The sequence below is a fragment of the Enterobacter cloacae complex sp. P13B genome, assembly GCF_014895915.1.
Classification (GTDB): Bacteria; Pseudomonadota; Gammaproteobacteria; order Enterobacterales; family Enterobacteriaceae; genus Enterobacter; species Enterobacter bugandensis.
In genome coordinates this window covers 15,246-38,699 of sequence record NZ_JADBQN010000043.1, presented here as the reverse complement: position 1 = coordinate 38,699, position 23,454 = coordinate 15,246, and the positions used below count along the sequence as shown (strand labels likewise).

Here is a 23,454-nt window from a genome sequence, read left to right as displayed (position 1 = left end):
TCAGGGTTTATGCCCTGGGCAAAAAACTCGACGAGCTTTGCAGATAGTCAAAGAACCATCTGATGATGAAGCTGAACTCTGGAATGAGCTGCGATTTTTGCCAGTCTTCGCTTTTGGAGAACCCGGTGAAGGTATCCAGGAAGAACAGGATCGCGGCCACAATCAGCACGCCTCGTAATGCCCCGAAACAGATCCCGAGTACCCTGTCCGTTCCTGACAGACCGGTTTTCTCGACCAGCTGACCTATCACGTAATTCACGATAGCGCCGACAATCAGCGTCGCGATAAACAGCACCGCGATGGCGATTCCATTTCGGACCAGTTCATCTTCAAAGCCCGTGAACCAGACAGACAGGTAAGTGTAGTAATGACTGGCAACAAAGAAAGCACAACCCCAGGTTACCAGCGATAACGCTTCACGAACAAAGCCACGGATCAGGCTAACCAGACAGGAAAAACCAATCACCGCAATGATGGCGTAATCAATCCAGACCATATGTGTCCCACGATTAAACGCCCTGTCATCCAGTTCGGGGCGAATTCTAACAGAAAAAGAAAACGTTTGCGTAGGGATTTCCTTCCCGCGCGTAAATAAAAAAGGCGCTGAAAAAATGTTCAACGCCGTGGCTTATCGCCTCTCTCTAAAGGAGCAGGTCGTACTTAGTTCGCGCTGTAGCTCATCACCACACCACTCAGCCCGGAGATCTGCTTCAGCTCGCCCAGCGACCCTTTCAGCTTGTCTTTCGACGCCTCCGGCCCCACGAGGATACGGGTAATTTTACCCTGTACCGGCGTGGAAGGTGAAGTGTAAACGCGATAGCCCGCGCTGCGCAGTTTACCGACAACCTCGTTGACTTTATCGGCGTTTTTCAGCGCCCCCAGCTGCACAACGTAGGCTTTGCCGGTCGGCGCTGCGTCTTGCTTCGCCGGTGGTGGGGTTTCAGACGCTGCAGCCAACTGCTCTGCTGCTTTATCTCGCTGTTGCTGAGGCTTCGGCTGCGGTTTTTCAACAGGCTTAGGCTTCTCTACCGGTACCGGATCGATCTCGATGTTGTTATTCGCCGCCAGACGCGACGGGTCGAGTGACGGTGCAGCGGCATCGCCCGCGCGAACTTCTTCCGCCGCCCCTTCAGGCGGCTGAGCAGGCAGCGCCTGGGTCGCCGCAGGCAGCATATCCGGCTCATCGCGGTCGCCCGGCTTCGGCACCAGCGGAATGGCTGCAAACTCGTCCTGATAATGTTTTTTCTGCCCGTCGAGCAGCCCGGGAAGAATAATCACCCCGAGCGCGACCAGCACAATGGTTCCTGTTAAACGGTTCTGAAACTTACTCGCCACCGGTTCTCCCCGCGTCCATCACTTCCATGACATGTGCCACCGTGTGGAAAGAGCCACACACCAGCACGGTATCTTCTGGTTTAGCATCCGCCATCGCGGCATGCCAGGCCTGCGCCACGCTACTGTAGATTGCACCTTTGCCGAGATGTTCCATCAACTGCTCAGCAGTCGCACCACGCGGCCCCTCCAGAGGAGCACAATACCAGCTATCGACCACACTCTCCATGCAGGCCAGCGTGCCGCCGATATCTTTATCATGAAGCATACCGATAACCGCCAGCACGCGCCCGGTTTTTGGTAACGATTTGAGACGTCCTGCGAGATACGCCGCCGCATGCGGGTTGTGCGCCACGTCCAGAATTAGACGCGGTGACTCGCTGACTATCTGGAAACGACCGGGCAGCAGCGCATTCTGAATGCCGTCACGGATCGCCTGCTCACTTACAGCTAATCCGCTGGCGCGCAGTGCCGCCAGCGCGGTTGCCGCGTTAGGCTGTGGCACCTGCGGCAGCGGCAGATTCTCCAGAACGCCCTGCGCATCGCTAAAGCGCCAGCCGTTGCACTGCACCTCATACTGCCAGTCAACGCCTCGGCGCAACAGATGTGCGCCCTTCTCTTTCGCCACGTCGGCAATGGTATGCGGCATGTCCGGCTCGCCCACCACGGCGGGCTTATTCGCCCGGAAAATACCGGCCTTTTCGCGGCCAATGCTTTCACGGTCCGGGCCCAGCCAGTCGGTATGATCCAGCGCGATGCTGGTGACCACCGCCACGTCCGCATCCACCATATTGGTGGCATCCAGACGCCCGCCCAGCCCCACTTCCAGGATCACCACGTCCAGCTGCGCCTGTTTGAACAGCCACAGCGCCGACAGGGTGCCGTATTCAAAATAGGTTAATGAGGTTTCCCCGCGCGCCGCTTCGATAGCCGCGAACGACGCCGTATGGGCAGATTCCGCCAGCTCGGTGTTCTGCACCCGCACGCGCTCGGTATAGCGCACCAGATGCGGTGAGCTGTAAACGCCAACCTTGTACCCCGCCGCCATCAGGACTGACTCCAGCGTGCGGCAGGTCGTCCCTTTACCGTTAGTACCTGCAACGGTGAACACGAACGGAGCCGGTTTCAGCACGTCGAGACGCGCGGCAACCTGGCTTACGCGCTCAAGGCCCATATCGATGGTTTTACTGTGCAGGTTTTCCAGATAAGAAAGCCACGCGGCCAGGGGCGACGTGGCTTGGGGAATGCTTTTATTTTCCATAATGCCCGGTTGTCATTAACAGGTTATAAAGCAAAAGGGCAGCGCCATCTGGCCCTGCCCTTTTCAGTTATCAGGCCTCGGGTTCCTGATCCGGTACCACCACGCCTTCGCGCGGCTCATCCGGGTTAGGCGCTGGCAGATTCATCAGCTTCGCCAGAATGCTGGCCAGTTTCAGGCGCATTTCCGGACGGCGGACGATCATATCGATAGCGCCTTTCTCAATGAGGAACTCACTGCGCTGGAAGCCCGGCGGCAGTTTTTCACGAACGGTCTGCTCGATGACGCGAGGACCGGCAAAGCCGATCAGCGCTTTCGGCTCAGCGATGTTCAGGTCACCCAGCATCGCGAAGCTTGCGGAGACGCCACCCATGGTTGGGTCGGTCAGTACCGAGATGTACGGCAGACCGCGCTCCTGCATTTTCGCCAGCGCCGCAGAGGTTTTCGCCATCTGCATCAGGGACATCAGCGCTTCCTGCATACGCGCACCACCGGAGGCGGAGAAGCAGATCAGCGGACAGTTGTCTTCCAGCGCCTGCTCAACGGCACGCACGAAACGCGCGCCGACCACGGAGCCCATTGAGCCGCCCATAAAGGAGAACTCAAACGCAGCGGCAACCACCGGCATCTCGTGCAGGGTGCCCTTCATGACGATCAGCGCGTCTTTCTCGCCGGTCTCTTTCTGTGCAGAGGCCAGACGATCTTTGTATTTTTTGGAATCGCGGAACTTCAGCACGTCTTTTGGCTCAAGCTCGCTGCCCAGTTCTACCAGAGAACCTTCGTCCAGCAGGCTATGCAGGCGGTTGCGCGCCGACATACGCATGTGGTGGTCACACTTCGGACACACCTCAAGATTGCGTTCCAGCTCTGCGCGATACAGAACCTGGCCGCAGCTATCACACTTCGTCCATACCCCTTCAGGAATGCTCGCTTTGCGCGTCGGGGTAATGTTGCTTTTAATTCGTTCAATCCAGCTCATTGATAACCTTTCTGCCTGAACCTGGTCGTATGCCAGTTTTGCTATAAGAGGCGAATAATGCCATTTTTGCCTCCAACAGACCATGAATGTTGCACATTAAAACATAACAGCCCGAAACTTTGGATAAAAAAGTGGTCGAACCGCCAGCGTGCATTTACTTCGCTTGCTTTGCTGCCGCGCGTTTGTGACGAATAATTTCAATCACGCCAGGCAGTACGGAAAGCACAATAATCGCTACAATCAGTAACTTAAGGTTTTCCTGAACCACCGGCAAGTCGCCAAACAGGTAGCCTGCATAGGTAAAGAGCAACACCCAAAGCAGTGCGCCCACCACGTTATACATTGCAAAATGACGATAGGACATATGGCCCATTCCCGCCACAAACGGTGCAAATGTGCGCACAATAGGCACAAAACGCGCAAGGATAATGGTTTTTCCGCCATGACGTTCATAGAAGGCATGGGTCTTGTCTAAATAGCTGCGGCGGAAAATTTTCGAGTCCGGATTACTGAACAACCGCTCACCGAACACCCGGCCAATCGTATAGTTGACCGCATCCCCGACAATCGCGGCAATCACCATCAACACCACCATCAGATGCACGTTCAAATCATTGGTGGGCAGCGCCGACAACGCACCGGCCACAAACAGCAGCGAGTCTCCCGGCAGGAACGGGGTAACGACCAGACCGGTTTCACAGAACAGAATCAGGAACAGAATGGCGTAAACCCAGACGCCGTACTGCGCGACCAGCTCCGCCAGGTGAACATCAATATGCAGAATGAAATCAATCAGAAAACGTATTACGTCCATATTGTCTAAGCCTTAATTGCACCTTTGTTTAGTCCGCTAAAAACAGCGGGCCCATTGGCGGTTTTGGCAGGTCAAACCGATCCGGATAGTCTACCGAGACCAGATAAAGCCCTTCCGCTTTCGCCGTTGCTGCCGCAAGCGTTCTGTCCTTCGCTGCCAGCAGTTCTGCAATCCAGCTCTCCGGCTGGTGTCCGGCGCCCACTTCCATCAGGCTGCCTACAATATTCCGCACCATATGATGTACAAAGGCATTGGCTTTGATATCCACCACCACATACGCGCCAAAACGACTGACGTTAATGTGCATGACGTTACGCCACGGCGTACGGGACTGACACTGCACCGCACGAAACGACGTAAAGTCATTTTCACCAATCAGACACTGCGCCGCACGATGCATACGTTCTGCATCGAGCGGTTCATAAAAATGCGTCACGCCCTGGCTTAATACCGCCGGGCGCAGACGCTGGTTGTAGATGACATAGCGATAGCGACGCGCCGTTGCGCTGAAGCGCGCGTGAAAATCATCCGGCACAGCTTTCACCCAACGCACCGCGATGTCACCAGGTAAATTCGCATTTACCCCCAGCGTCCAGGCGGCATCCTTACGCACGGCGGTGGTTTCAAAGTGAACCACCTGCCCCGTGCCATGAACACCCGCGTCCGTACGCCCCGCGCACAGGACGTTAATCGGCTCGTTTGCTACCTGAGAGAGCGCTTTCTCCAGCTTTTCCTGAACGCTGCGCACCTCATTCTGACGCTGCCAGCCATAATATTTACTGCCATCGTACTCAATACCCAGGGCAATTTTATGAACCGGCTTTTGATCCACTTCGGACATCAGTACAGATACTCCTGCACCAGCTTCTCGGCGATCTTGACCGCCATCAGCGCGCCGCCAAAGCGAACGTTATCGGCAACGGACCAGAACTGAACCTGCTCCGGCATACCATAGTCGTTACGCACGCAGCCAACGGAAAGATGCGCGCTGCCGGTGGCGTCGCCCACCTGGGTCGGGAACTCGCTCTCTTCGGAAAGGACGATGTCTTCACCGCGGCCAAACGCGTCGCGCGCTTCCTCTGCCGCCAGCGGGCGCAGGGCTTCAAAACCGACCATCTGCGCGTGGCCGTAGAAGACCGGGGACTGTACGACGCTGGCGGAAATCATCAGCCCCTCGTCCTGCAGAATCTTGCGCGCTTCGTCGACGAGACGACGCTCTTCGCGCACGGAACCTTCACGATCCGGCAGCAGCGGCAGCATGTTGAACGCCAGCTGGCGGCCAAAGAAATCATCTTCGTCGATCGGGATGCCGTTCAGCAGCTTCGCACTCTGCCCGGCCAGCGCGTCAACGGCCTTTTTACCGTTCGCCGACGCGGACAGCAGGCTGGTGACGGTAATGCGCGACAGGCCGCCGTCGTCAATCAGCGGTTTCAGGGCAGTCAGCAGCTGGCTGGTCAGGCTGTTCGGTACCGCGATAACGTTACGGTTGCGGTAGTCAGCCAGCACAAACGGATTGACGTCCGGGACCACCAGCGGCACGTCCGGCTCCAGGGAGAACAGACCGCTCAGGTCGATCACCAGACAGCCCGAATTGGTCGCCTCTTCAATATAAGACGCCGTGGCTTCAGCACCTGCGGCAAAAAACGCCAACTGCGCCTGGGTCCAGTCAAACGCGGCCGCATCCTGAACCATCACGGATTTACCGCCAAAGCGCAGATGTTCGCCCGCGCTGTCGGTGCGCGCCAGCGCATAGATATCTCCCACCGGGAACTGACGCTCGGCAAGAGTTTCGAGCAGGGCTTCGCCCACGGCACCCGTGGCACCTAAAATGGCAATGTTCCAGCCTTCAGACATGGTGGTTTACTCCAGAAATAAAAAAGCGTCCCTGTCGGCGTATCCGACAGGGAGCATTAAGAAGACATTAATGCGCCGGGTGATGAACGGCGTTAAAACCCAGTTTCTTGAGCAACGTCGCAGCCGCTGCGTCGTCGCACATCACATACAGGGAAGACCACTCGCGGCGCTCAACGTAGTTCTTGCGCAGCTTATCAAATTCACCCGGGATCCCCGCCACCTTACGCAGCAGCGCATCGTCGCGGCGCACATCATACACCAAATGCACCAGCCTTTTCAGCGTTGCCTGATCGAGCGGGCCATGCAGGGTAATGCGGCCAAATTCAGGCGCGGGGAGTAAAGTATCAAGCGCCACCTGCTGCGGATGGCCGATAAAGGCGCTGTAGGCTTCAAACACCTGCGTCGTGCCGCGCGCTTTGCCTTCAAGCGTATAGCCCGCGATATGCGCGGTGGCAACGTCAACCTTGTTCAGCAGCTCAACGTTGAGATCCGGCTCCGGCTCCCAGACGTCCAGCACCACGCTGAGATCGTGTCCTTCATTCAGACATTTCAGCAGCGCGGCATTATCCACCACCGGGCCACGGCAGGCATTAATCAGAATAGTGCCAGCCTTCAGACGGCGAATCAGCGCCTCGTCCGCCAGATGCAGGGACTTATACGGCCCTTCTTTAAACAGCGGCGTGTGGAACGTTAGCACATCGCACTGTTCAACCAGCTCATCCAGCGCGCGGAAATCCTCGTCGTCACCGTTGTCTTTACGCGGCGGATCGCACAGCAGCGTGCGGATACCTAACGCTTCAAGGCGCTTTTGCAGACGCCCGCCGACGTTACCCACGCCGACAATCCCCACGGTGCGGTCTTTCAGCGCAAAACCATCGCGCTCGGCCAGCATCAGCAGTGAGGAGAAAACGTATTCCACGACGGCAATGGCGTTACAGCCCGGCGCGGCGGAAAAACCGATTCCGGCCTGCTTCAGCCACTGATCATCCACATGATCGGTCCCTGCCGTTGCGGTTCCGACAAACTTAATCGCTTTACCGGCAAGCAACGCCTCATTTACTTTGGTCACCGAGCGCACCATCAGCGCGTCTGCGTCATCCAGTTCGTTAACCGGGATCGGGCGACCAGGGACAGCCTTAACGTCGCCGAGGCGGCTAAACAGCTCGCGGGCGTAAGGCATATTTTCATCAACGAGGATTTTCACGTCTGAGTACCTGTTTGAGAGGAAGAAAACCTGCCAAGTGTGCCATAATCTGGCCGCCAGGCATATACGTATGCCGGGTTTACGCTGAGTTTTGACTTTAAGGATTTTTGACGATGCAGCCCATTTCAGGTACGCCGCCACGCCCTCCGGGTGAAGGCCCTGTCACGCCAAACGTTGCCGGTGAACAGCCACTATCCACGCAACAGCGCACCGTGCTGGAGCGACTGATCACGCGCCTGATAGCGCTGACTTCGCAGCAAAACGCGGAAGTCTGGGCCGGGGTAAAGCATGATTTAGGTGTGAGGAACGACGCACCGCTGCAGTCGCGCCATTTCCCTGCCGCCGAGCAAAATCTCAACCAGCGTATTACGACCGCGCAGCAGAACCACACCACGCGTCAGATTGTCACGCAGTTGACCGAGCTGCTGGGCCAGGGAAATAACCGTCAGGCTGTCAGTGACTTTATCCGTCAGCAGTATGGCCAGACCGCCCTGAGCCAGCTGACGCCAGACCAGCTTAAAACCGTGCTGACGCTGTTGCAGAACAATCAGTTGTCTATTCCGCAGCCTCAGGTGCGCCCCTCAACCGAGCGCCCGCTGCAACCTGCCGAGCACAACACGCTGAACCAGATGGTGACCAAACTGGCCGCCGCCACCGGTGAGTCGACGAAGCTTATCTGGCAATCCATGCTGGAACTGTCCGGCGTGAAGGCGGGCGAGCTGATTCCGGCCAAACAGTTTACCCATCTGGTGACCTGGCTCCAGGCGCGCCAGACGCTCAGCACCCAGAGCGCCCCTACCCTGCATACCGTTCAGGCGGCGCTTAAACAGCCGCTGGAACCGCACGAGTTCGAGGTGATTCGGGATTACGCCCAGCAGAACTGGCAGGCCACGCCGCAAACGGTACTGACCACCGCGCAGGTGCAGGATGTGCTGAATCAGATCTTTGTTCGCCGCGCCGAGCGGGAAGGCGGCGTGCCGGAGGTAAGAAACGTTCAGCCGATCTACAGCCCGCTGTTTGCGCCCGTTGTGGAGACGTTCAGAACGCTCTCTGCCCGCCCGGGATTAATGTTGATTGCATTATTGATTGCGCTGGCGATTTTCTGGCTGGTTGCCTGAGGATTTGCCCGGTAGCGCTACGCATACCGGGCCTACAACGGCTCGAACCGTAGGCCGGGTAAGGCGCAGCCGCCACCCGGCGACAACAGTTAATTTCTGCGAAACGCCACCAGCGTCACCACGATCCCCACCACCGCAGAAACCGCGCCCGCCAGGAAGACGGACGGGTAGCCAAACGAAGTGGCTAACAGACCCGCCAGCGGCCCGGTTACGCCGTATGAGATATCCTGAAACGCCGCATAGCCGCCCAGCGCCGTACCGCGGACCTGCGGCGCCACGCGCTTCACCACCTCAACGCCCAGCGCCGGGAAGATCAGCGAGCAGCCGCAGCCGGTTAACGCCGCACCAAGCAGCGCAACGGAGGCGACCGGCGCCTGCCAGAGCAACACCAGCCCAACGGTTTCAATCACCAGCGACGCCACCGCCACCTTCACGCCGCCAAAGCGATCCGGCATCCAGCCGAACAGGACACGCATCAGGACAAACGCGCCGCCAAAGGCCGTCAGCGTAAAGCCCGCCATTGCCCAGCCGCGGCTCATGAAATAGAGGGAGACGAAGGTACCAATCACCGCGAAGCCTACTCCCTGAAGCGCCAGCCCCAGCCCTGGCTGCCAGATTTGCCCCACCACACTCCACAGCGAAGGACGTTCGCCTTTATGGGCGGGTACCTTGCGTACCGAACCGTTAAAAGCCCACGCCAGCAGCGGTAATACCATGGTGGTTGCTGCCAGTACCGCAAAACCAAACTGGCTGTGGATCAGCAAACCCAGCGGCGCGCCTGCAGCCAGTGCGCCATAAATCGCCATCCCGTTCCAGGACATCACTTTGCCGGAGCGCGCAGGCCCCACCAGCCCCATCCCCCAGGTCAGGGTGCCGGTCAGCAGCTGGCTTTCACCGAAGCCAAGGATTAAACGGCCCACCACCAGCAGCGCAAATTTATACGCGGCATCGACCGGCAGAAGAGCGGCCAGCAGCCACGCGCCGCCCGCCAGACCGCAGGCAAACATGCCCTGCAGCGCCGAGCGTTTTGCACCGTGCTGATCGGCCAGCCGTCCTGCGTAACCGCGGGTTAATACCGTGGCTAAAAACTGGATGCCCACAGCAATGCCGACCATGGTGTTGCCATAGCCGAGTTCCTGATGAACGAACAGCGGGATCACCGGCAGCGGCAGGCCAACGGTCATGTAGGTCAGGAATACCGCAAAGGCGATGCGGAAAAGAGAAAGGTTCCCGGAAGGAGTGCCCTTCTCGGCGGTAACAGCCTTCATGCATAACTCCGTGTTCAGGCATAAAAAAGGGAGCCTTCCGGCTCCCTTCTATTATACATTCAAACGCTTATGCTTTCAGCTTGCGCATAACCAGTGTGGCGTTGGTGCCGCCGAAGCCGAAGCTGTTGGACATGACGGTGGTCAGCGTCGCTTCCGTTGGTTTGGTCACTATGTTCAGGCCAGCCGCCTGCTCGTCCATCTCGTCGATGTTGATGCTTGGGGCGATAAAGCCGTTTTCCAGCATCAGCAGAGAGTAGATCGCTTCCTGCACGCCCGCCGCACCCAGAGAGTGACCGGTCATGGCTTTGGTGGCAGAGATAGCCGGGCTGTTGTCGCCGAACACTTCGCGGATCGCACCCAGCTCTTTCACGTCACCTACCGGAGTAGAGGTACCGTGGGAGTTCAGGTAGTCGATTGGGGTATCAACATCGTGCATCGCCATCTTCATGCAGCGCACCGCGCCTTCGCCGGACGGAGCAACCATGTCGGCGCCGTCGGACGTTGCGCCGTAGCCCACGATCTCAGCATAGATGTGCGCGCCACGTGCCAGAGCGTGCTCCAGCTCTTCAACCACAACCATACCGCCGCCGCCCGCGATGACGAAACCGTCACGGTGCGCGTCATAGGTACGGGAGGCTTTGTCTGGGGTTTCGTTGTACTTGGTGGACAGTGCGCCCATCGCGTCGAATTCACAGGCCATTTCCCAGCCCAGCTCTTCGCCGCCGCCAGCAAATACGATGTCCTGTTTGCCCAGCTGGATCTGCTCAACAGCGTTACCGATACAGTGTGCGGAAGTCGCACACGCGGAGCTGATGGAGTAGTTCACACCATGAATTTTGAACGGGGTCGCCAGGCACGCGGAAACCGCAGAACCCATAGCTTTCGTGACCACGTACGGACCTACCGCTTTCAGACCACGCGGGCTGCGCATGGCGTCAGCACCGAATACCTGCGCTTTAGAGGAACCGCCGGAGCCGGCAATCAGGCCCACGCGCGGGTTGTTCTGATAAACCTCTTCGCTCAGGCCGGAATCTTTGATCGCTTCCTGCATGGAGAGATAAGCATAAATAGAGGCATCGTTCATGAAACGAACCACTTTGCGGTCAATCAAACCGGTGGTGTCCAGTTTGACGTTACCCCATACGTGGCTACGCATACCTGAATCTTTAAACTCTTCAGAGAAAGTGATCCCGGAGCGTCCTTCACGCAGAGATGCCAGGACTTCCTGCTGGTTATTACCGATGCTGGAAACAATGCCCAGGCCAGTAATCACTGCACGTTTCATTCAATACCTCTGTAAGTCGCACTATAAAAAGTTTCGAGTCGCACAATAGCGTACACTTGTACGCCGAACAAGTCCGATCAGACATTTTCTGCGGAAATTTGCACCGATGGACTCACATCGTTAAGATCGTGCCACTGCCTGTCAGACGAGTAACTTACGTGAAACAAAACGCTATACAACCCGCCAACCTCGAATTCAACGCTGAGGGTACACCTGTTTCCCGAGATTTTGATGACGTCTACTTTTCTAATGATAACGGACTCGAAGAAACCCGCTATGTTTTCCTCGAGGGAAACCAGCTCAGCGCCCGCTTCCCTGCGCACCCGCGCAGCCTGTTCATTGTTGCGGAAAGCGGCTTCGGAACCGGACTGAATTTTCTGACTCTCTGGCAGGCGTTCGATCGATTTCGCGCTGCACACCCCGAGGCTACGCTACAAAGATTACATTTCATCAGTTTTGAAAAATTTCCGCTTACCGCGCACGATCTGCGGCTCGCCCACCAGCGCTGGCCGGAGCTTGCAGCCTGGGCGGAGCAGCTTCAGGCGCAGTGGCCGCCGCATATCGGCGGCTGCCACCGTCTGATTCTGGACGGCGGACGAGTGACGCTAGATTTATGGCTGGGCGACATTAACGACCTGACCGATACGCTCGACGACGCGATGAACCAGACGGTGGACGCGTGGTTCCTTGACGGCTTTGCGCCCGCCAAGAACCCGGACATGTGGAGCCAGCATCTGTTTAGCGCGATGGCCCGGCTGGCGCGTCCCGGCGCAACGCTCGCCACCTTTACCTCGGCCGGCTTTGTTCGCCGCGGCCTGCAGGACGCGGGCTTTACCATGCAGAAGACCAAAGGCTTTGGCCGCAAGCGCGACATGCTGGTCGGCACGATGGAACGGACGCTGGACATTCCCGCTCGGGCTCCCTGGTTTGCGCGCAGCGCCAGCGCATCGCGCGAAGTGGCGATCGTTGGCGGAGGGATCGCCAGCGCCCTGCTCTCTCTCGCGCTGCTGCACCGGGGCTGGCAGGTGACGCTCTACTCCGCTGACGAGGCACCAGCCAGCGGCGCGTCCGGTAACCGCCAGGGCGCACTTTACCCGCTTTTAAGCGCGCACGACCCGGCCCTGTTCCAGTTTTTCCCCGCGGCCTTTACCTTCGCCCGTCGCCTGTACGACGCGCTGCCAGTGGCATTCGACCACGACTGGTGTGGCGTGACGCAGCTCGGCTGGGATGAGAAGAGCCAGCAAAAAATTGCGCAGATGCTGTCGCTGAGTCTGCCGGAGGAGATTGCCCGCGCGGTCAGTGCGCAAGAGGTGGCAGACACCGCGGGCGTGGAAACCGGCTGTGGCGGCATTCAATATCCCCTCGGCGGCTGGCTGTGCCCGGCTGAACTGACCGCGGCGGCGATTAGCCTGGCGCAGTCACGCGGGCTGAGGGTGCATTATGCTCATAAGGTTGAATCGCTTAGCCGGTCAGAACGGTGGACTCTGCATTTTGCTGATGGCAAAGCGGCACACCATGCCAGCGTTGTGCTGGCAAACGGACATAACATCAGCCAGTTTATCCAGACCGAGACGTTGCCGGTTTATCCGGTCGGCGGCCAGGTAAGCCATATTCCGACCGCGCCCGAACTGAGCAAGCTGCGCCAGGTGCTGTGCTATGACGGCTATCTGACGCCACAAAATCCGTCTAACGGACATCACTGCATCGGCGCCAGCTACCATCGTGGCGAAGCGGATATGCGCTACAGCGAAGCGGATCAGCAGCAAAACCGCCAGCGCCTGATTGACTGCTTCCCGGACGCGGCGTGGGCGAAAGAGGTTGACGTGAGCGAGGGCGAAGCGCGCTGCGGCGTGCGCTGCGCGACCCGCGATCATCTGCCGATGGCGGGAAACGTGCCGGACTATGAAGCCACGCTTGAACTCTATCAGGATCTGGCAGAAAACAAGGAAACGGCGGTAAGTGCCCCGGTTTATCCGGAACTGTTCATGCTGGGCGGATTAGGATCGCGAGGATTGTGCTCCGCGCCGCTGCTGGCTGAAACGTTAGCCGCGCAAATGAGTAATGAGCCTGTTCCGCTGGACAGAACCACGCTTGCGGGGCTGAACCCGAATCGACTGTGGGTACGGAAACTGCTGAAGGGGAAAATGGTTAAGTAGGGTGCGGTCGAATCCCCTCTCCCCAAAGGGGAGAGGGAAGAGTAGGCAGCGGCTTAGCGTTTAGCCTGCTGGAATAAATTGTCCCACATCCCCAGCACCAGAGACTGGTCGCGCGGAGAGAGCTCCCCGGCCAGAATGGCTTTTTCCAGGCTGCGCGTGACTTCAGCGTGAACGGCGTCGGCAGAGTGATCGTCACCTGCTTCCAGCTCGGCTACCGCCAGCGTCAGGTGACCACGCAGATAACCGCTGGCGAACAGCTCATCATCACTGGCGTGTTCCACCATGTCATCAATTAACGCCAGAATGCGTGATTCAAATTCTGCGATCATCTTCTTTCCTCTGTTAAAGATCTTCCGGCCAAGGGAAGCATTCCGCCGTGATCTCCGGCGTGTGGTAATAATTCTGTAAAGCCTCGATCAGGCGCGCCGGACGTTCCGGGATGCCTTTCTCAAGATACTCCATCACCTGCGCATGCACGCGGCGCTGGAAGACGATACGGTCTGGCTCAAAGTCACCTTCAAGGTTGTCACAGCTCACGTTGAACGGGAAGCCCGCCGCCACGCAGAACAGCCATTCCAGCGCCTGCGGCTTCACTTCCACGTCTTCAAACTGGCCCTGGGTGGCGGCGTCGCGCCCGTCCGGACAGTACCAGTAACCGAAGTCCACCAGCTCGCGACGCGCTTTCCCCGCGATGCACCAGTGCGAAATCTCGTGCAAACCGCTGGCGTAAAAGCCGTGGGCAAAGACGATGCGGTTGTACGGAACCTCTGCATCAGCAGGAAGATAGATCGGTTCGTCGTCGCCTTTAATCAGACGGGTATTAAAATCATCAGCAAAACAGCTATCGAAGATCTCAATCAGCTGTTCGTATTTATGCGTACTGTTCATTAGTTCATCCCCAACCAGGTGAGGATCTCCTGTCCATGGCTGTCATAAAGAAGTTTGGCGCTCATCACCGCCGAGACGACAACGATCATCGGGCGGATCAGCTTTTGCCCTTTGCTTAATACCAGACGCGAGCCTGCGCGCGCGCCCAAAAATTGCCCTGCCATCATCACAAACCCGGTTGCCCAGATAACCTTGCCGCCAATGATAAACAGCAGCAGGCCGCCGACGTTCGAGGTCGCATTCAGCACCTTGGCGTGGGCGGTGGATTTGGCGAGGTTAAAGCCGGCCAGCGTCACGAACGCCAGCGCGTAAAACGAGCCTGCCCCCGGGCCAAAGAAGCCGTCGTAAAAGCCGACGCAGCCACCGGCAATCAGCGCAAACGGCAGGCCGTGCAGCCGCCGCGCCCGGTCTTCCTCACCGAGCTTAGGCATCAGCAGGAAATAGAGACCGATGCAGATAACCAGAATCGGCAGGATCTGGCGCAAAATATCCGACTGCACGTGCTGCACCAGCAGCGCGCCCGACGTTGAGCCGATAAAGGTCATCAGGATATTGAGCTTTTGATCGGCGAGATTCACCACCTTGCGGCGGATAAAATAGAGCGACGCCGAAAGCGAGCCGCCGCAGGCCTGCAGCTTATTGGTGGCAAGCGCCTGCGCCGGGCTCATGCCTGCCGCCAGCAGCGCGGGCACGGTTAACAGCCCGCCGCCGCCCGCAAGGGCATCGATAAAACCGGCCAGCATGGCCACGAAGAACAGCACCACCAGCAGCAGCGGTGACACCATAAACAGATCGACGAAATTATCCATTAAAGTACATGCTCATCCAGTAGCGCCTGGCAGGAAGGCGGCAACGGAGGCGGTGTCTTCTTCTCAGGCTTAGAGGTTCCAGGTTTTGCCGGCTCAAACCAGCTTTGCAGTTCGTAACCACAGCCATCGCCTGGCGGCGGTAGCGGCTGATCTTCACATTCCAGGCTGTTCGCCGGGCAACGCAGACGCACGTGCATATGCGCCCGGTGCTGGAACCACGGGCGCACTTTGCGCAGCCAGTCGCGATCCGTCCCCGCATCCAGGCAAAGCTGCTGCTTGATCGCCGGGTTGACGAAAATCCGCGTGACGTCGTTATCTTCCGCCGCCAGCTTGATCATACTGGAAACCTCCCGCGTCCACAGCGAGGGCACCACGCTTTTGCCGTCGCGCGACACCAGATCCAGCGCCTGCGGCTTCAGCAGTTGCGCAGACGTCCAGCGCGTTTTCGGCAGCTGCAGGAAGATGTCGACATCCAGTCCGGTCTGGTGGCTGGCGTGCCCGCCGTTAAAGCGGCCACCGGCAGGCATCCCCATATCGCCAATCAGCATTGTCCCCAGCCCCAGGTTATGCACCTGGTTCCCCAGTCGCTGAATGAACAGCACCAGATCAGGGTGGCCGAAGTAACGACGCTGGTCGGTACGCATCACCTGATAGGTATCTGATTGCAGCGGCAGCTCCTGCGCGCCCACGATACAGCCGTTAGAGAAGGCGCCGATGGACTGCGCGCTTCCCGCCACCGGATGGGTGATTTTTTGCCACGGCGTGGCGGCCAGACTGGCTCCACTGGCCAGCAGCGCCAGCAGAGCAATTGCGGTTTTTTTCATGTTTACCAGCGTGGAATGGTGGTCGTCACGTCCGCGTTCTGCGCGCGCTGGCGCAGGAAGTGATCCATCAGCACGATCGCCAGCATCGCTTCCGCGATCGGCACCGCGCGGATCCCCACGCACGGATCGTGACGACCTTTGGTGATCATCTCAACTTCTTCGCCTGAGCGGTTAATCGTGTGGCCCGGCACGGTGATGCTTGAGGTCGGCTTCAGCGCGATGTTGGCAATAATCTGCTGTCCACTGCTGATACCGCCGAGAATGCCGCCCGCATGGTTGCTCTGGAAGCCCGCTTTCGTGATTTCGTCGCGGTTCTGGCTGCCGCGAAGCGCCACCACGTCGAAGCCGTCGCCAATCTCGACGCCCTTCACCGCGTTGATGCTCATCAGCGCGTGGGCGATATCGGCGTCGAGACGGTCAAATACCGGCTCGCCCCAGCCAGCCGGGACGCCATCTGCCACCACGGTGACTTTCGCGCCAATGGAGTCGCCCTCTTTTTTCAGGCCGCGCATCAGTTCGTCCAGCGCGTCAAGCTTATCCGCATCGGCGCAGAAGAACGGGTTTTGTTCGACCTGATCCCAGTCTTTGATCGCCAGCGGAATGTCGCCCATCTGGGTCAGACAGCCGCGAATGACGATGCCAAATTTCTGCTGCAAATACTTTTTAGCAATAGCGCCAGCGGCCACGCGCATCGCGGTTTCACGCGCGGAAGAGCGTCCGCCGCCGCGATAGTCGCGAAAGCCGTACTTTTGCTCGTAGGTGTAGTCGGCATGGCCCGGGCGGAACACGTCCTTGATAGCACCGTAGTCCTGAGAGCGCTGATCGGTGTTTTCAATCAGCAGACCAATGCTGGTGCCGGTGGTGCGGCCTTCAAAAACGCCGGAGAGAATTTTGACCTGGTCCGGCTCGCGACGCTGCGTGGTGTAGCGAGAGGTGCCCGGACGACGGCGGTCAAGGTCGTGCTGTAAATCTGCTTCGGTCAGTTCGATGCCTGGCGGTACGCCATCAACGATACAGCCCAGCGCCAGCCCGTGCGACTCGCCAAAGGTGGTCACGCGGAATAACTGTCCAATACTGTTTCCTGCCATCACGGCTCCGATGTTGTTGTTTGTGTTTGAGCGTTGTGAAACGGGCCGAAGCCCGCTGGATTAATCTTTATAGATGCTGAAGTGTTCGCGCGCGTCGAGCAGCTGCGCTTTGGTCAGCATAAAGACGCCGTCACCGCCGTTGTCGAACTCAAGCCAGGTGAACGGCACATCCGGGTACTGCTCTATCAGATGTACCATGCTGTTGCCCACTTCACAAATCAGAACGCCGTCATCGGTCAGGTAATCCGGCGCGCAGGCCAGAATGCGGCGGGTCAGCTTCAGGCCGTCCGAGCCTGACGCCAGGCCCAGCTCCGGCTCGTGACGATATTCGTTCGGCAGATCTGACATGTCTTCTGCATCGACGTACGGCGGGTTAGTGACGATCAGATCGTATTGCAGCGTCGGCAGGTCGCGGAACAGGTCAGAGCGGATTGGCGTGACGTGATGGATCAGGCCGTGCTCTTCGATGTTGTGTTCGGTCACGGCCAGCGCGTCGGTGGAGATATCGACGGCGTCCACTTCCGCTTCAGGGAAAGCGTAGGCGCAGGCAATAGCGATGCAGCCGCTGCCGGTGCACATATCGAGAATGTGCTGCGGCTGATGGTTAATCAGGCCTTCAAAGTGATTGTTGATCAGCTCACCAATCGGCGAGCGCGGTACCAGCACGCGTTCATCGACGTAAAACTCGTGGCCGCAGAACCAGGCTTTGTTGGTCAGGTAAGCCACCGGAATGCGCTCGTTTACGCGACGGATCACGCGCTCAACGATGCGGTGTTTTTCGCTGGAGGTCAGGCGCGCGGTGCGCATGTCTTCCGGAATGTCCAGCGGCAGGTAAAGAGACGGCAGCACCAGCTGAACGGCCTCGTCCCACGGGTTATCGGTACCGTGACCGTACCAGATATTAGCGGCGCTGAAGCGGCTAACCGACCAGCGCAACATGTCCTGTATGGTATGCAGCTCGTTTACTGCTTCATCGACAAATATTTTATCCACTCTTTCCTCCAGGGCATGCTCGCATAATTTTCGGCGGCTAGTTTGCCATGAAGACGGCGATAAATCAGCAATGACGCGTACCGCTTGAGGTTAAAAAATGCGTTTAGTCGGGTACACTATCGGAAATACGAGATGAGAATGACGAATGAAAAAGAAAACATCGCTCAGCGAGGAGGATCAGGCTCTCTTCCGCCAACTGATGACCGGGACGCGTAAAATCGCGCAGGACACGATTGTCCACCGTCCGCAGCGTAAAAAAATCAGCGAAGTTCCGGTCAAACGGCTGCTCCAGGAGCAGGCGGATAACAGCCACTATTTTTCAGATGAATTTCAGCCGCTGCTCAATACGCAAGGGGCTGTGAAGTACGTGCGCGAAGACGTCAGCCATTTTGAGCTGAAAAAGTTACGACGCGGAGATTATTCGCCGGAGCTGTTTCTCGATCTGCACGGCTTAACCCAGATGCAGGCGAAACAGGAGCTGGGGGCGTTGATTGCCGCCTGTCGCCGCGAACACGTTTTTTGCGCCTGCGTGATGCACGGCCACGGTAAACACATTCTGAAGCAACAGACGCCGCTGTGGCTGGCTCAGCACCCGCACGTGATGGCGTTTCATCAGGCACCGAAAGAGTACGGCGGCGATGCTGCATTGCTGGTGTTGATTGAAGTTGAGGAGTGGCAGCCGCCAGAGTTGCCCTGACAGAAGGGCGGGAAACACGTAGTACCCCCGCCCTGTCACACGTCACGTCAGATAGCTTTTGCCATCTTCAGGTTGCACGGGCTCATTTGCCAGTTGAAGACCCCTTTGCCGGTTTCGTCGAGAGTGACGTTGGCAATGGCGGAGGTGGTGAACATTGGCGGCGTTTCGCCCGGGCACAGCTCAGATACCAGATAGCCGACCAGCGGCAGGTGGGAAATGACCAGTGCGGAAGCGACACCTTCATTGCACAGCGCCTGAAGGTAAGCGCTGACAAGACCGACATCACCGCATGGCGTCAGCTCAGGGAGAACGTCCACGCTGGATGGCAGGTTCATACACTCCCCTACCACGTCCAGCGTCTGTTCTGCACGCAGGAACGGACTCACCAGAACACGTTCAATGTCCACTTTTTGACCTTTAAGCCACGTCGCCATTTGACGGGATTCGTCACAGCCACAGACGGTTAAAGGACGTACTGAGTCACTGGCGGCATCGAGTGCCGCGTCGCCGTGACGCATGATAAAAACTTGCATATTGCACCGCTTTTGTTAACCAGAATCACCGGCGTTAACTACCCGCGATTAATGCTCTGAGGTAGAAAACCCGATGGCCGGGCATTGTGCCTGATCCATTCGGTGAATGAAACGCTGTTTTTTACCTCAATGGCGTAAGTATAGTCAATCTCTGTTTACAAAATCGCCAGAACAGGTTCATTCACCTCAGGATTTACCCTTCTTTGACTTCAGTTTACGAAATCAGTTTCCCTTGCAGGCCAGAATGTCTGGCCCCGCTCCGCCATCTGCAATAATTCGTCACACGGTGTGAACCGCGGACCGTATTGCGAGGCCAGACGTTGCAAAATGACAACCACTTCACCCGCACCGAGCGTATCCATGTAACGGAACGGGCCGCCAAGGAACGGCGGGAAACCAATACCAAATACCGCGCCGATGTCGCCATCGCGTGCGCTCTTGATCACCTGTTCACCAAAGCAGCGCGCCGCTTCATTGAGCATCATCATCACGCAACGTTCTGCGCACTGAACGGCAGACAGTCTTCCCTGACCGGTGGCCGAAATAAGCCCATAAACCGAAGGGTCGACCTGTTTCTTGCTTTTACGCCCTTTCGCGCCGTAAAGATAGAAACCGCGTTCATTTTTTCTGCCTTTGCGATCGTCCTTCAAAATTGCAGAAACAATGTTTGCAGGCGGGGTAAAACGATCGCCATAAGCCGCTTCCAGCACAGGTATAATTTTAGTGCCGGTGTCTATTCCCACCTCATCCAAAAGTTGGATTGGACCGACGGGGAAGCCAAACTTTACGAGCGCCTCGTCGACGTGCTCGATTTTCTCCCCTTCCGTCAGCAGCCGCATCGCTTCGTTGATATAGGGTGCCAGAATACGGTTGACGTAGAAGCCAGCCTTGTCCGCGACCACAATCGGGGTTTTACCCTGTTTTTTCGCCAGCTTCACCACGGTGGCGATGGTCTGCGGGCTGGTCGTGGCGTGCGGGATCACCTCCACCAGCGGCATTTTTTCGACCGGACTGAAAAAGTGCAGACCAATGACCTGCTCCGGACGAGCAGCTTTCGCCGCGATATCGCCAATCGGTAAAGACGAGGTGTTTGAGGCGAAAATAGTGTGCGGCGCGCAATGCTGCTCTACGTCAGCCACCATCTGCTGCTTAAGCGCCAGGTCTTCAAATACGGCTTCAATCACCAGGTCCCGGTGCGCAAAACCGCTGTAATCCGTCGTGCCGGAGATCGTCGCCAGGGTTTTATCACGCTCGCTTGCCTTGATATGGCGGCGTTTGACCTTCCGATCAAGGTTCTGCCAGCTGTACTGCAGCGCGTGGTTGATGCCCTTTGCGCTGATGTCTTTGATACGCACGGGCAATTTGCCTTTGCTGGCGGTAACAAACGCGATTCCGCCGCCCATGAGCCCACCGCCCAGCACGCCAACGGCGCGCAGCCGCGCAGGCTCAGCCTCGCTGCCCGGATCTTTTTTCACCTCAGTACTGGCGAAGAAGATGCTGCGCAGCGCCTGCGACTGCGGCGTCATCGCCAGTTCGCCAAAGGCTTTGGCCTCAGCGGCATAGCCGCTGCTGCTGCCCTGCGACAACCCGGTTTCAATCACTTCCAGAATGCGCTTTGCCGCCGGGTAGTTGCCTTTGGTTTTTTGCTCGGTTTTTTTGCCTACCATGTTGAACAGGAGCGCGCGCCCCAGTGGCCCTGCCAGCACGCGCTCGCGTACGGAGAGAGGACGTTTTGTCTGACGTCCCTTCAGCGCCAGCTCAACGGCAGCGTCCAGTAAAATGGTGTGCGGAACGACGTCGTCAACCAACCCCACTTTCAGTGCCTGACGGGGGCGTAGCTGCTTGCCGGTTAAGATCATCTCCAGGGCGGTGCTAACCCCAACCAGACGCGGCAGACGCTGTGTTCCACCCGATCCCGGCAGCAGGCCTAACTGCACTTCTGGCAACCCTAAAACGGTTTTCGGATCGTCAGTGCAGATACGGCTGTGACAGGCCAGCGCCAGCTCCAGCCCGCCGCCCAGGCAGGCACCGTGGATCGCGGCAATAACCGGAATCGGCAGAGCGTTGATTTCAGCCATCACCTGCTGTCCCTGACGCGCCAGATCTTCAGCTTCCTGCGCGCCTTTCGCTCGGGCGATCATGTTGATATCGGCCCCGGCAATAAAGTTATCCGGCTTAGCCGAGATAAAGACCAGACCACGAATCGCTTTATTTTCGCGGATCTGCTTAAGCATGGCGCGAACCTGAGTGCCGAATTCAGCCTTCAGGGTATTCATCTTTTCATCAGGCACATCAATAGTGATAACCGCGACGTTATCGAGGCGAACTGTCAGATTAAATGCAGATGGCATATCCATTATTCAGCCTCCAGAACCATTGCTGCGCCAAGGCCGCCCGCCGCGCAGGCGGTGACGAGACCAAACCCACCGCCGCGGCGACGGAGTTCGTGTAGTGTCTGGGTGATCATTCGCGCGCCCGTGGCCGCAAACGGATGGCCGTAGGCGATCGACCCACCCAGCACGTTGAATTTGCTCTGATCCACTTCGCCGGTGGCATGGGCGCGGCCCAGCACGTCGCGTGCAAAACGCTCGCTTGCCAGCAGCTGGACGTTTGCCAGGGTTTGCGCGGCAAAGGCTTCGTGCATATCAATCAGGGTTAAATCCGCCAAGGTTAGCCCCGCGCGATCCAGCGCCAGCGGCGTGGACCACGCCGGACCTAACAGCATGTCCTGCCAGACATCAATGGCGGTAAAGGCATAGCTGCGCAAATAGCCCAGCGGCGTGATGCCCAGCTCTTTTGCACGCGACTCCGTCATCAGGATCACCGCAGCAGCACCATCGGTCAGCGGCGTACTGTTGGCCGCCGTCACGGTGCCGTGCTTGCGGTCAAACGCCGGGCGCAGTTTGGCGTAATCCGCCAGCGTCGAGGTGCCACGAATATTGTTGTCTTCAGTAAGAGGCTCTCGATAGGGAGGCGTGTAGGCGGTCATGACCTCGTCGGTGAGTTTGCCCTCCGACCAGGCTTTCGCTGCCAGCTGATGCGAGCGATGCGCCAGCGCATCCTGCTGCTCGCGGGTGATGCCGTAGGTTTTGGCCATCTGCTCGGCGGTATCGCCCATTCGCAGGCCAGTCGAATATTCCGCGACGGCAGGTGGCACGGGCATGAGATCGCGCAGGCGTAAACGCGAGAAGAGTTTGAGCTTCGCACCGGTGGTGCGGGCTTTATTAGCGTCCACCAGAATGCGGGCCAGCTTTTTACTGACGCCAATCGGCAGTACGGAGGAAGAATCGGCGCCACCTGCGATCCCGGCGCGAATGGTGCCCGCCATCAGACTTTCCGCCACGTTTGCTACCGCCTGGAAGCTGGTCGCGCACGCGCGGCTAACGCTGTAGGCATCGGTATGAACGTTCATGCCGGTACCGAGAACAATCTCCCGCGCAATGTTAGGGGCTTCAGGCATCTGCACCACCTGGCCGAAGACCAGCTGTTCGATGACCTCAGGCGGAATTTCGCTGCGAGCCAGCATCTCCCCCACTACCATTTTCCCCAGATCGACAGCCGGTATACCGTGAAACGCCGTCGCCTGACGTGCAAACGGCGTACGCAGACCGCTGACAATGGCAATGCGGTCACCTTGTCGGGTGATTAGCGGTAATGCCTGACTCATAACCTTCCCCTGTGAAAAATTTTACATGATTATAAAGTGGTCTGACCTGATAACAGTCTTAACCATTTTTTTACATTCAGCCAATCTGGGAAGCTTAAAAATGCGAGGTAAAACACAGAGAAGAAAAAGAAAATGCCCCTGCATGGCAGAGGCAATTGTGCGGTTTGTTGCCGGGTGGCGACGGTGCCTTACCCGGCCTACACGATCCTAGGCCCGTGCAAGCGAAGCGCCGCCGGGCAAAAAGGATTAACGCAGACCGAGCTGGAAAATCAGCGTTTCAGCTTCGCAGGCAAACACAAAGTCGATATCCAGCTTCACGCCGCCGTCCACTTCCGTGAAGGTAGATTTGATTTCACACGGATCGGACTCCACATCACGCGCGCGCTTGCTCAGCGCGGCCAGCGTTTCTTCAGCTTCGGCGCGGTTGGTGAACACACGGCTGTAAGACGCGGTGCAATCGGTGTTGTCCATGATGGTGCCAACATCCATACAGCAGCAAACCGGGGTTTCATCAGCACTGCATTTACTCATAGCTCAATTTCCTCTGTATTCGCGCAGCGCGCGAGATAAACACGATGCTGATATTTTACGCCCCAGCGCTGGCTCTCTCCAGCCGTTAATGGCGCAAAATCGGATAAGTGACCGATATCACACTAAAAAATGATCTAAAACAAAAACCACCTTTTT

The 23,454-nt window shown here is 57.9% G+C and carries 23 protein-coding genes; 3 read left to right on the top strand and 20 right to left on the bottom strand.

The genetic code is table 11. The features are described from left to right. Positions 1-7: 7 nt before the first annotated feature. From cvpA to pdxB, 8 genes are all read right to left on the bottom strand, one after another. Positions 8-496 carry a colicin V production protein gene (gene cvpA, locus IM273_RS18310; RefSeq protein ID WP_000262116.1) on the bottom strand — a complete coding sequence of 163 codons (489 nt, stop codon included), beginning with the start codon at positions 494-496 and terminating at the stop codon, positions 8-10. Positions 497-660: 164 nt separating this feature from the next. Next, a complete protein-coding gene (gene dedD, locus IM273_RS18305) occupies positions 661-1,335 on the bottom strand; it encodes a cell division protein DedD (protein ID WP_193050979.1) in 675 nt (224 codons plus the stop codon). Next, positions 1,325-2,593 carry a bifunctional tetrahydrofolate synthase/dihydrofolate synthase gene (gene folC / locus IM273_RS18300; RefSeq protein ID WP_193050981.1) on the bottom strand — a complete coding sequence of 423 codons (1,269 nt, stop codon included), beginning with the start codon at positions 2,591-2,593 and terminating at the stop codon, positions 1,325-1,327. Before folC ends, dedD begins: the two co-directional genes overlap by 11 nt. Positions 2,594-2,663: 70 nt before the next feature. After that, a complete protein-coding gene (gene accD / locus IM273_RS18295) occupies positions 2,664-3,569 on the bottom strand; it encodes an acetyl-CoA carboxylase, carboxyltransferase subunit beta (protein ID WP_003861408.1) in 906 nt (301 codons plus the stop codon). A 154-nt stretch (positions 3,570-3,723) separates the two neighbouring features. Further along, a complete protein-coding gene (locus IM273_RS18290; protein ID WP_008502599.1) occupies positions 3,724-4,383 on the bottom strand; it encodes a DedA family protein in 660 nt (219 codons plus the stop codon). 28 nt (positions 4,384-4,411) lie between these two features. Then, complete coding sequence (gene truA, locus IM273_RS18285; RefSeq protein WP_045259682.1) at positions 4,412-5,224, bottom strand: tRNA pseudouridine(38-40) synthase TruA; 813 nt, start codon at positions 5,222-5,224, stop codon at positions 4,412-4,414. Beyond that, positions 5,224-6,237, bottom strand: a complete 1,014-nt coding sequence (locus IM273_RS18280) for an aspartate-semialdehyde dehydrogenase (protein ID WP_028013962.1) — start codon at positions 6,235-6,237, stop codon at positions 5,224-5,226. Before IM273_RS18280 ends, truA begins: the two co-directional genes overlap by 1 nt. A gap of 67 nt (positions 6,238-6,304) precedes the next feature. Further along, positions 6,305-7,441: a 4-phosphoerythronate dehydrogenase PdxB gene (gene pdxB / locus IM273_RS18275; protein WP_045631484.1), complete on the bottom strand. Its 1,137-nt coding sequence runs from the start codon at positions 7,439-7,441 to the stop codon at positions 6,305-6,307. Positions 7,442-7,554: 113 nt separating this feature from the next. Here pdxB and flk point away from each other — a divergent pair, with 113 nt between their 5' ends. Continuing rightward, positions 7,555-8,559: a flagella biosynthesis regulator Flk gene (flk, locus tag IM273_RS18270; RefSeq protein WP_028013964.1), complete on the top strand. Its 1,005-nt coding sequence runs from the start codon at positions 7,555-7,557 to the stop codon at positions 8,557-8,559. 89 nt (positions 8,560-8,648) lie between these two features. Here the strand turns inward: flk and IM273_RS18265 are convergent, their stop codons facing one another. After that, positions 8,649-9,827 carry an MFS transporter gene (locus IM273_RS18265; RefSeq protein WP_193050983.1) on the bottom strand — a complete coding sequence of 393 codons (1,179 nt, stop codon included), beginning with the start codon at positions 9,825-9,827 and terminating at the stop codon, positions 8,649-8,651. 67 nt (positions 9,828-9,894) lie between these two features. Next, entirely contained in the window at positions 9,895-11,112 is a 1,218-nt protein-coding gene (gene fabB / locus IM273_RS18260; RefSeq protein WP_193050985.1) for a beta-ketoacyl-ACP synthase I, read from the bottom strand. 158 nt (positions 11,113-11,270) lie between these two features. Between fabB and mnmC the strand changes: the two genes are divergently transcribed. Further along, positions 11,271-13,268, top strand: coding sequence for a bifunctional tRNA (5-methylaminomethyl-2-thiouridine)(34)-methyltransferase MnmD/FAD-dependent 5-carboxymethylaminomethyl-2-thiouridine(34) oxidoreductase MnmC (gene mnmC, locus IM273_RS18255; RefSeq protein ID WP_193050986.1), 1,998 nt, complete (start codon positions 11,271-11,273; stop codon positions 13,266-13,268). Between the two features lie 53 nt (positions 13,269-13,321). Here the strand turns inward: mnmC and IM273_RS18250 are convergent, their stop codons facing one another. The 6 genes from IM273_RS18250 to prmB are packed head-to-tail and all read right to left on the bottom strand — an operon-like array spanning position 13,322 to position 17,870. Further along, a complete protein-coding gene (locus IM273_RS18250; RefSeq protein ID WP_028013966.1) occupies positions 13,322-13,597 on the bottom strand; it encodes a YfcL family protein in 276 nt (91 codons plus the stop codon). A gap of 13 nt (positions 13,598-13,610) precedes the next feature. Further along, the gene (locus tag IM273_RS18245; protein WP_045259677.1) at positions 13,611-14,156 is read right to left on the bottom strand and encodes an elongation factor P hydroxylase; all 546 of its coding nucleotides are present in this window, start codon (positions 14,154-14,156) and stop codon (positions 13,611-13,613) included. Continuing rightward, positions 14,156-14,965, bottom strand: coding sequence for a sulfite exporter TauE/SafE family protein (locus tag IM273_RS18240; protein ID WP_041908882.1), 810 nt, complete (start codon positions 14,963-14,965; stop codon positions 14,156-14,158). Before IM273_RS18240 ends, IM273_RS18245 begins: the two co-directional genes overlap by 1 nt. Beyond that, positions 14,965-15,789: a penicillin-insensitive murein endopeptidase gene (mepA, locus tag IM273_RS18235; protein ID WP_060571938.1), complete on the bottom strand. Its 825-nt coding sequence runs from the start codon at positions 15,787-15,789 to the stop codon at positions 14,965-14,967. The genes IM273_RS18240 and mepA overlap by 1 nt, the downstream gene beginning before the upstream one ends. A gap of 2 nt (positions 15,790-15,791) precedes the next feature. Further along, on the bottom strand, positions 15,792-16,877 hold the full coding sequence (gene aroC, locus IM273_RS18230) for a chorismate synthase (RefSeq protein ID WP_028013970.1): 1,086 nt from the start codon (positions 16,875-16,877) through the stop codon (positions 15,792-15,794). Positions 16,878-16,937: 60 nt separating this feature from the next. After that, on the bottom strand, positions 16,938-17,870 hold the full coding sequence (gene prmB / locus IM273_RS18225) for a 50S ribosomal protein L3 N(5)-glutamine methyltransferase (protein WP_023312578.1): 933 nt from the start codon (positions 17,868-17,870) through the stop codon (positions 16,938-16,940). A 145-nt stretch (positions 17,871-18,015) separates the two neighbouring features. On the opposite strand from prmB, the gene smrB reads away from it, so the two are divergent. Then, positions 18,016-18,567: an endonuclease SmrB gene (gene smrB / locus IM273_RS18220; protein WP_008502613.1), complete on the top strand. Its 552-nt coding sequence runs from the start codon at positions 18,016-18,018 to the stop codon at positions 18,565-18,567. Positions 18,568-18,614: 47 nt separating this feature from the next. Here the strand turns inward: smrB and sixA are convergent, their stop codons facing one another. From sixA to IM273_RS18200, 4 genes are all read right to left on the bottom strand, one after another. Further along, positions 18,615-19,100, bottom strand: a complete 486-nt coding sequence (gene sixA, locus IM273_RS18215; RefSeq protein WP_003861375.1) for a phosphohistidine phosphatase SixA — start codon at positions 19,098-19,100, stop codon at positions 18,615-18,617. Positions 19,101-19,309: 209 nt separating this feature from the next. After that, positions 19,310-21,457, bottom strand: coding sequence for a fatty acid oxidation complex subunit alpha FadJ (gene fadJ, locus IM273_RS18210; RefSeq protein ID WP_193050987.1), 2,148 nt, complete (start codon positions 21,455-21,457; stop codon positions 19,310-19,312). Further along, positions 21,457-22,767 (bottom strand): acetyl-CoA C-acyltransferase FadI, encoded by a 1,311-nt coding sequence (fadI, locus tag IM273_RS18205; RefSeq protein ID WP_041908875.1) that lies wholly within the window; start codon positions 22,765-22,767, stop codon positions 21,457-21,459. The genes fadJ and fadI overlap by 1 nt, the downstream gene beginning before the upstream one ends. 246 nt (positions 22,768-23,013) lie before the next feature. Then, a complete protein-coding gene (locus IM273_RS18200) occupies positions 23,014-23,298 on the bottom strand; it encodes a YfcZ/YiiS family protein (protein ID WP_028013973.1) in 285 nt (94 codons plus the stop codon). Positions 23,299-23,454 lie beyond the last annotated feature (156 nt).

Coding starts and splice junctions, on each gene's coding strand:
- cvpA (WP_000262116.1), bottom strand. CDS start 496: ATGGTCTGGATTGATTACGCCATCATTGCGGTGATTGGTTTTTCCTGT.
- folC (WP_193050981.1), bottom strand. CDS start 2,593: ATGGAAAATAAAAGCATTCCCCAAGCCACGTCGCCCCTGGCCGCGTGG.
- accD (WP_003861408.1), bottom strand. CDS start 3,569: ATGAGCTGGATTGAACGAATTAAAAGCAACATTACCCCGACGCGCAAA.
- IM273_RS18290 (WP_008502599.1), bottom strand. CDS start 4,383: ATGGACGTAATACGTTTTCTGATTGATTTCATTCTGCATATTGATGTT.
- truA (WP_045259682.1), bottom strand. CDS start 5,224: ATGTCCGAAGTGGATCAAAAGCCGGTTCATAAAATTGCCCTGGGTATT.
- IM273_RS18280 (WP_028013962.1), bottom strand. CDS start 6,237: ATGTCTGAAGGCTGGAACATTGCCATTTTAGGTGCCACGGGTGCCGTG.
- flk (WP_028013964.1), top strand. CDS start 7,555: ATGCAGCCCATTTCAGGTACGCCGCCACGCCCTCCGGGTGAAGGCCCT.
- IM273_RS18265 (WP_193050983.1), bottom strand. CDS start 9,827: ATGAAGGCTGTTACCGCCGAGAAGGGCACTCCTTCCGGGAACCTTTCT.
- fabB (WP_193050985.1), bottom strand. CDS start 11,112: ATGAAACGTGCAGTGATTACTGGCCTGGGCATTGTTTCCAGCATCGGT.
- IM273_RS18250 (WP_028013966.1), bottom strand. CDS start 13,597: ATGATCGCAGAATTTGAATCACGCATTCTGGCGTTAATTGATGACATG.
- IM273_RS18245 (WP_045259677.1), bottom strand. CDS start 14,156: ATGAACAGTACGCATAAATACGAACAGCTGATTGAGATCTTCGATAGC.
- IM273_RS18240 (WP_041908882.1), bottom strand. CDS start 14,965: ATGGATAATTTCGTCGATCTGTTTATGGTGTCACCGCTGCTGCTGGTG.
- mepA (WP_060571938.1), bottom strand. CDS start 15,789: ATGAAAAAAACCGCAATTGCTCTGCTGGCGCTGCTGGCCAGTGGAGCC.
- aroC (WP_028013970.1), bottom strand. CDS start 16,877: ATGGCAGGAAACAGTATTGGACAGTTATTCCGCGTGACCACCTTTGGC.
- smrB (WP_008502613.1), top strand. CDS start 18,016: ATGAAAAAGAAAACATCGCTCAGCGAGGAGGATCAGGCTCTCTTCCGC.
- sixA (WP_003861375.1), bottom strand. CDS start 19,100: ATGCAAGTTTTTATCATGCGTCACGGCGACGCGGCACTCGATGCCGCC.
- fadJ (WP_193050987.1), bottom strand. CDS start 21,457: ATGGATATGCCATCTGCATTTAATCTGACAGTTCGCCTCGATAACGTC.
- fadI (WP_041908875.1), bottom strand. CDS start 22,767: ATGAGTCAGGCATTACCGCTAATCACCCGACAAGGTGACCGCATTGCC.
- IM273_RS18200 (WP_028013973.1), bottom strand. CDS start 23,298: ATGAGTAAATGCAGTGCTGATGAAACCCCGGTTTGCTGCTGTATGGAT.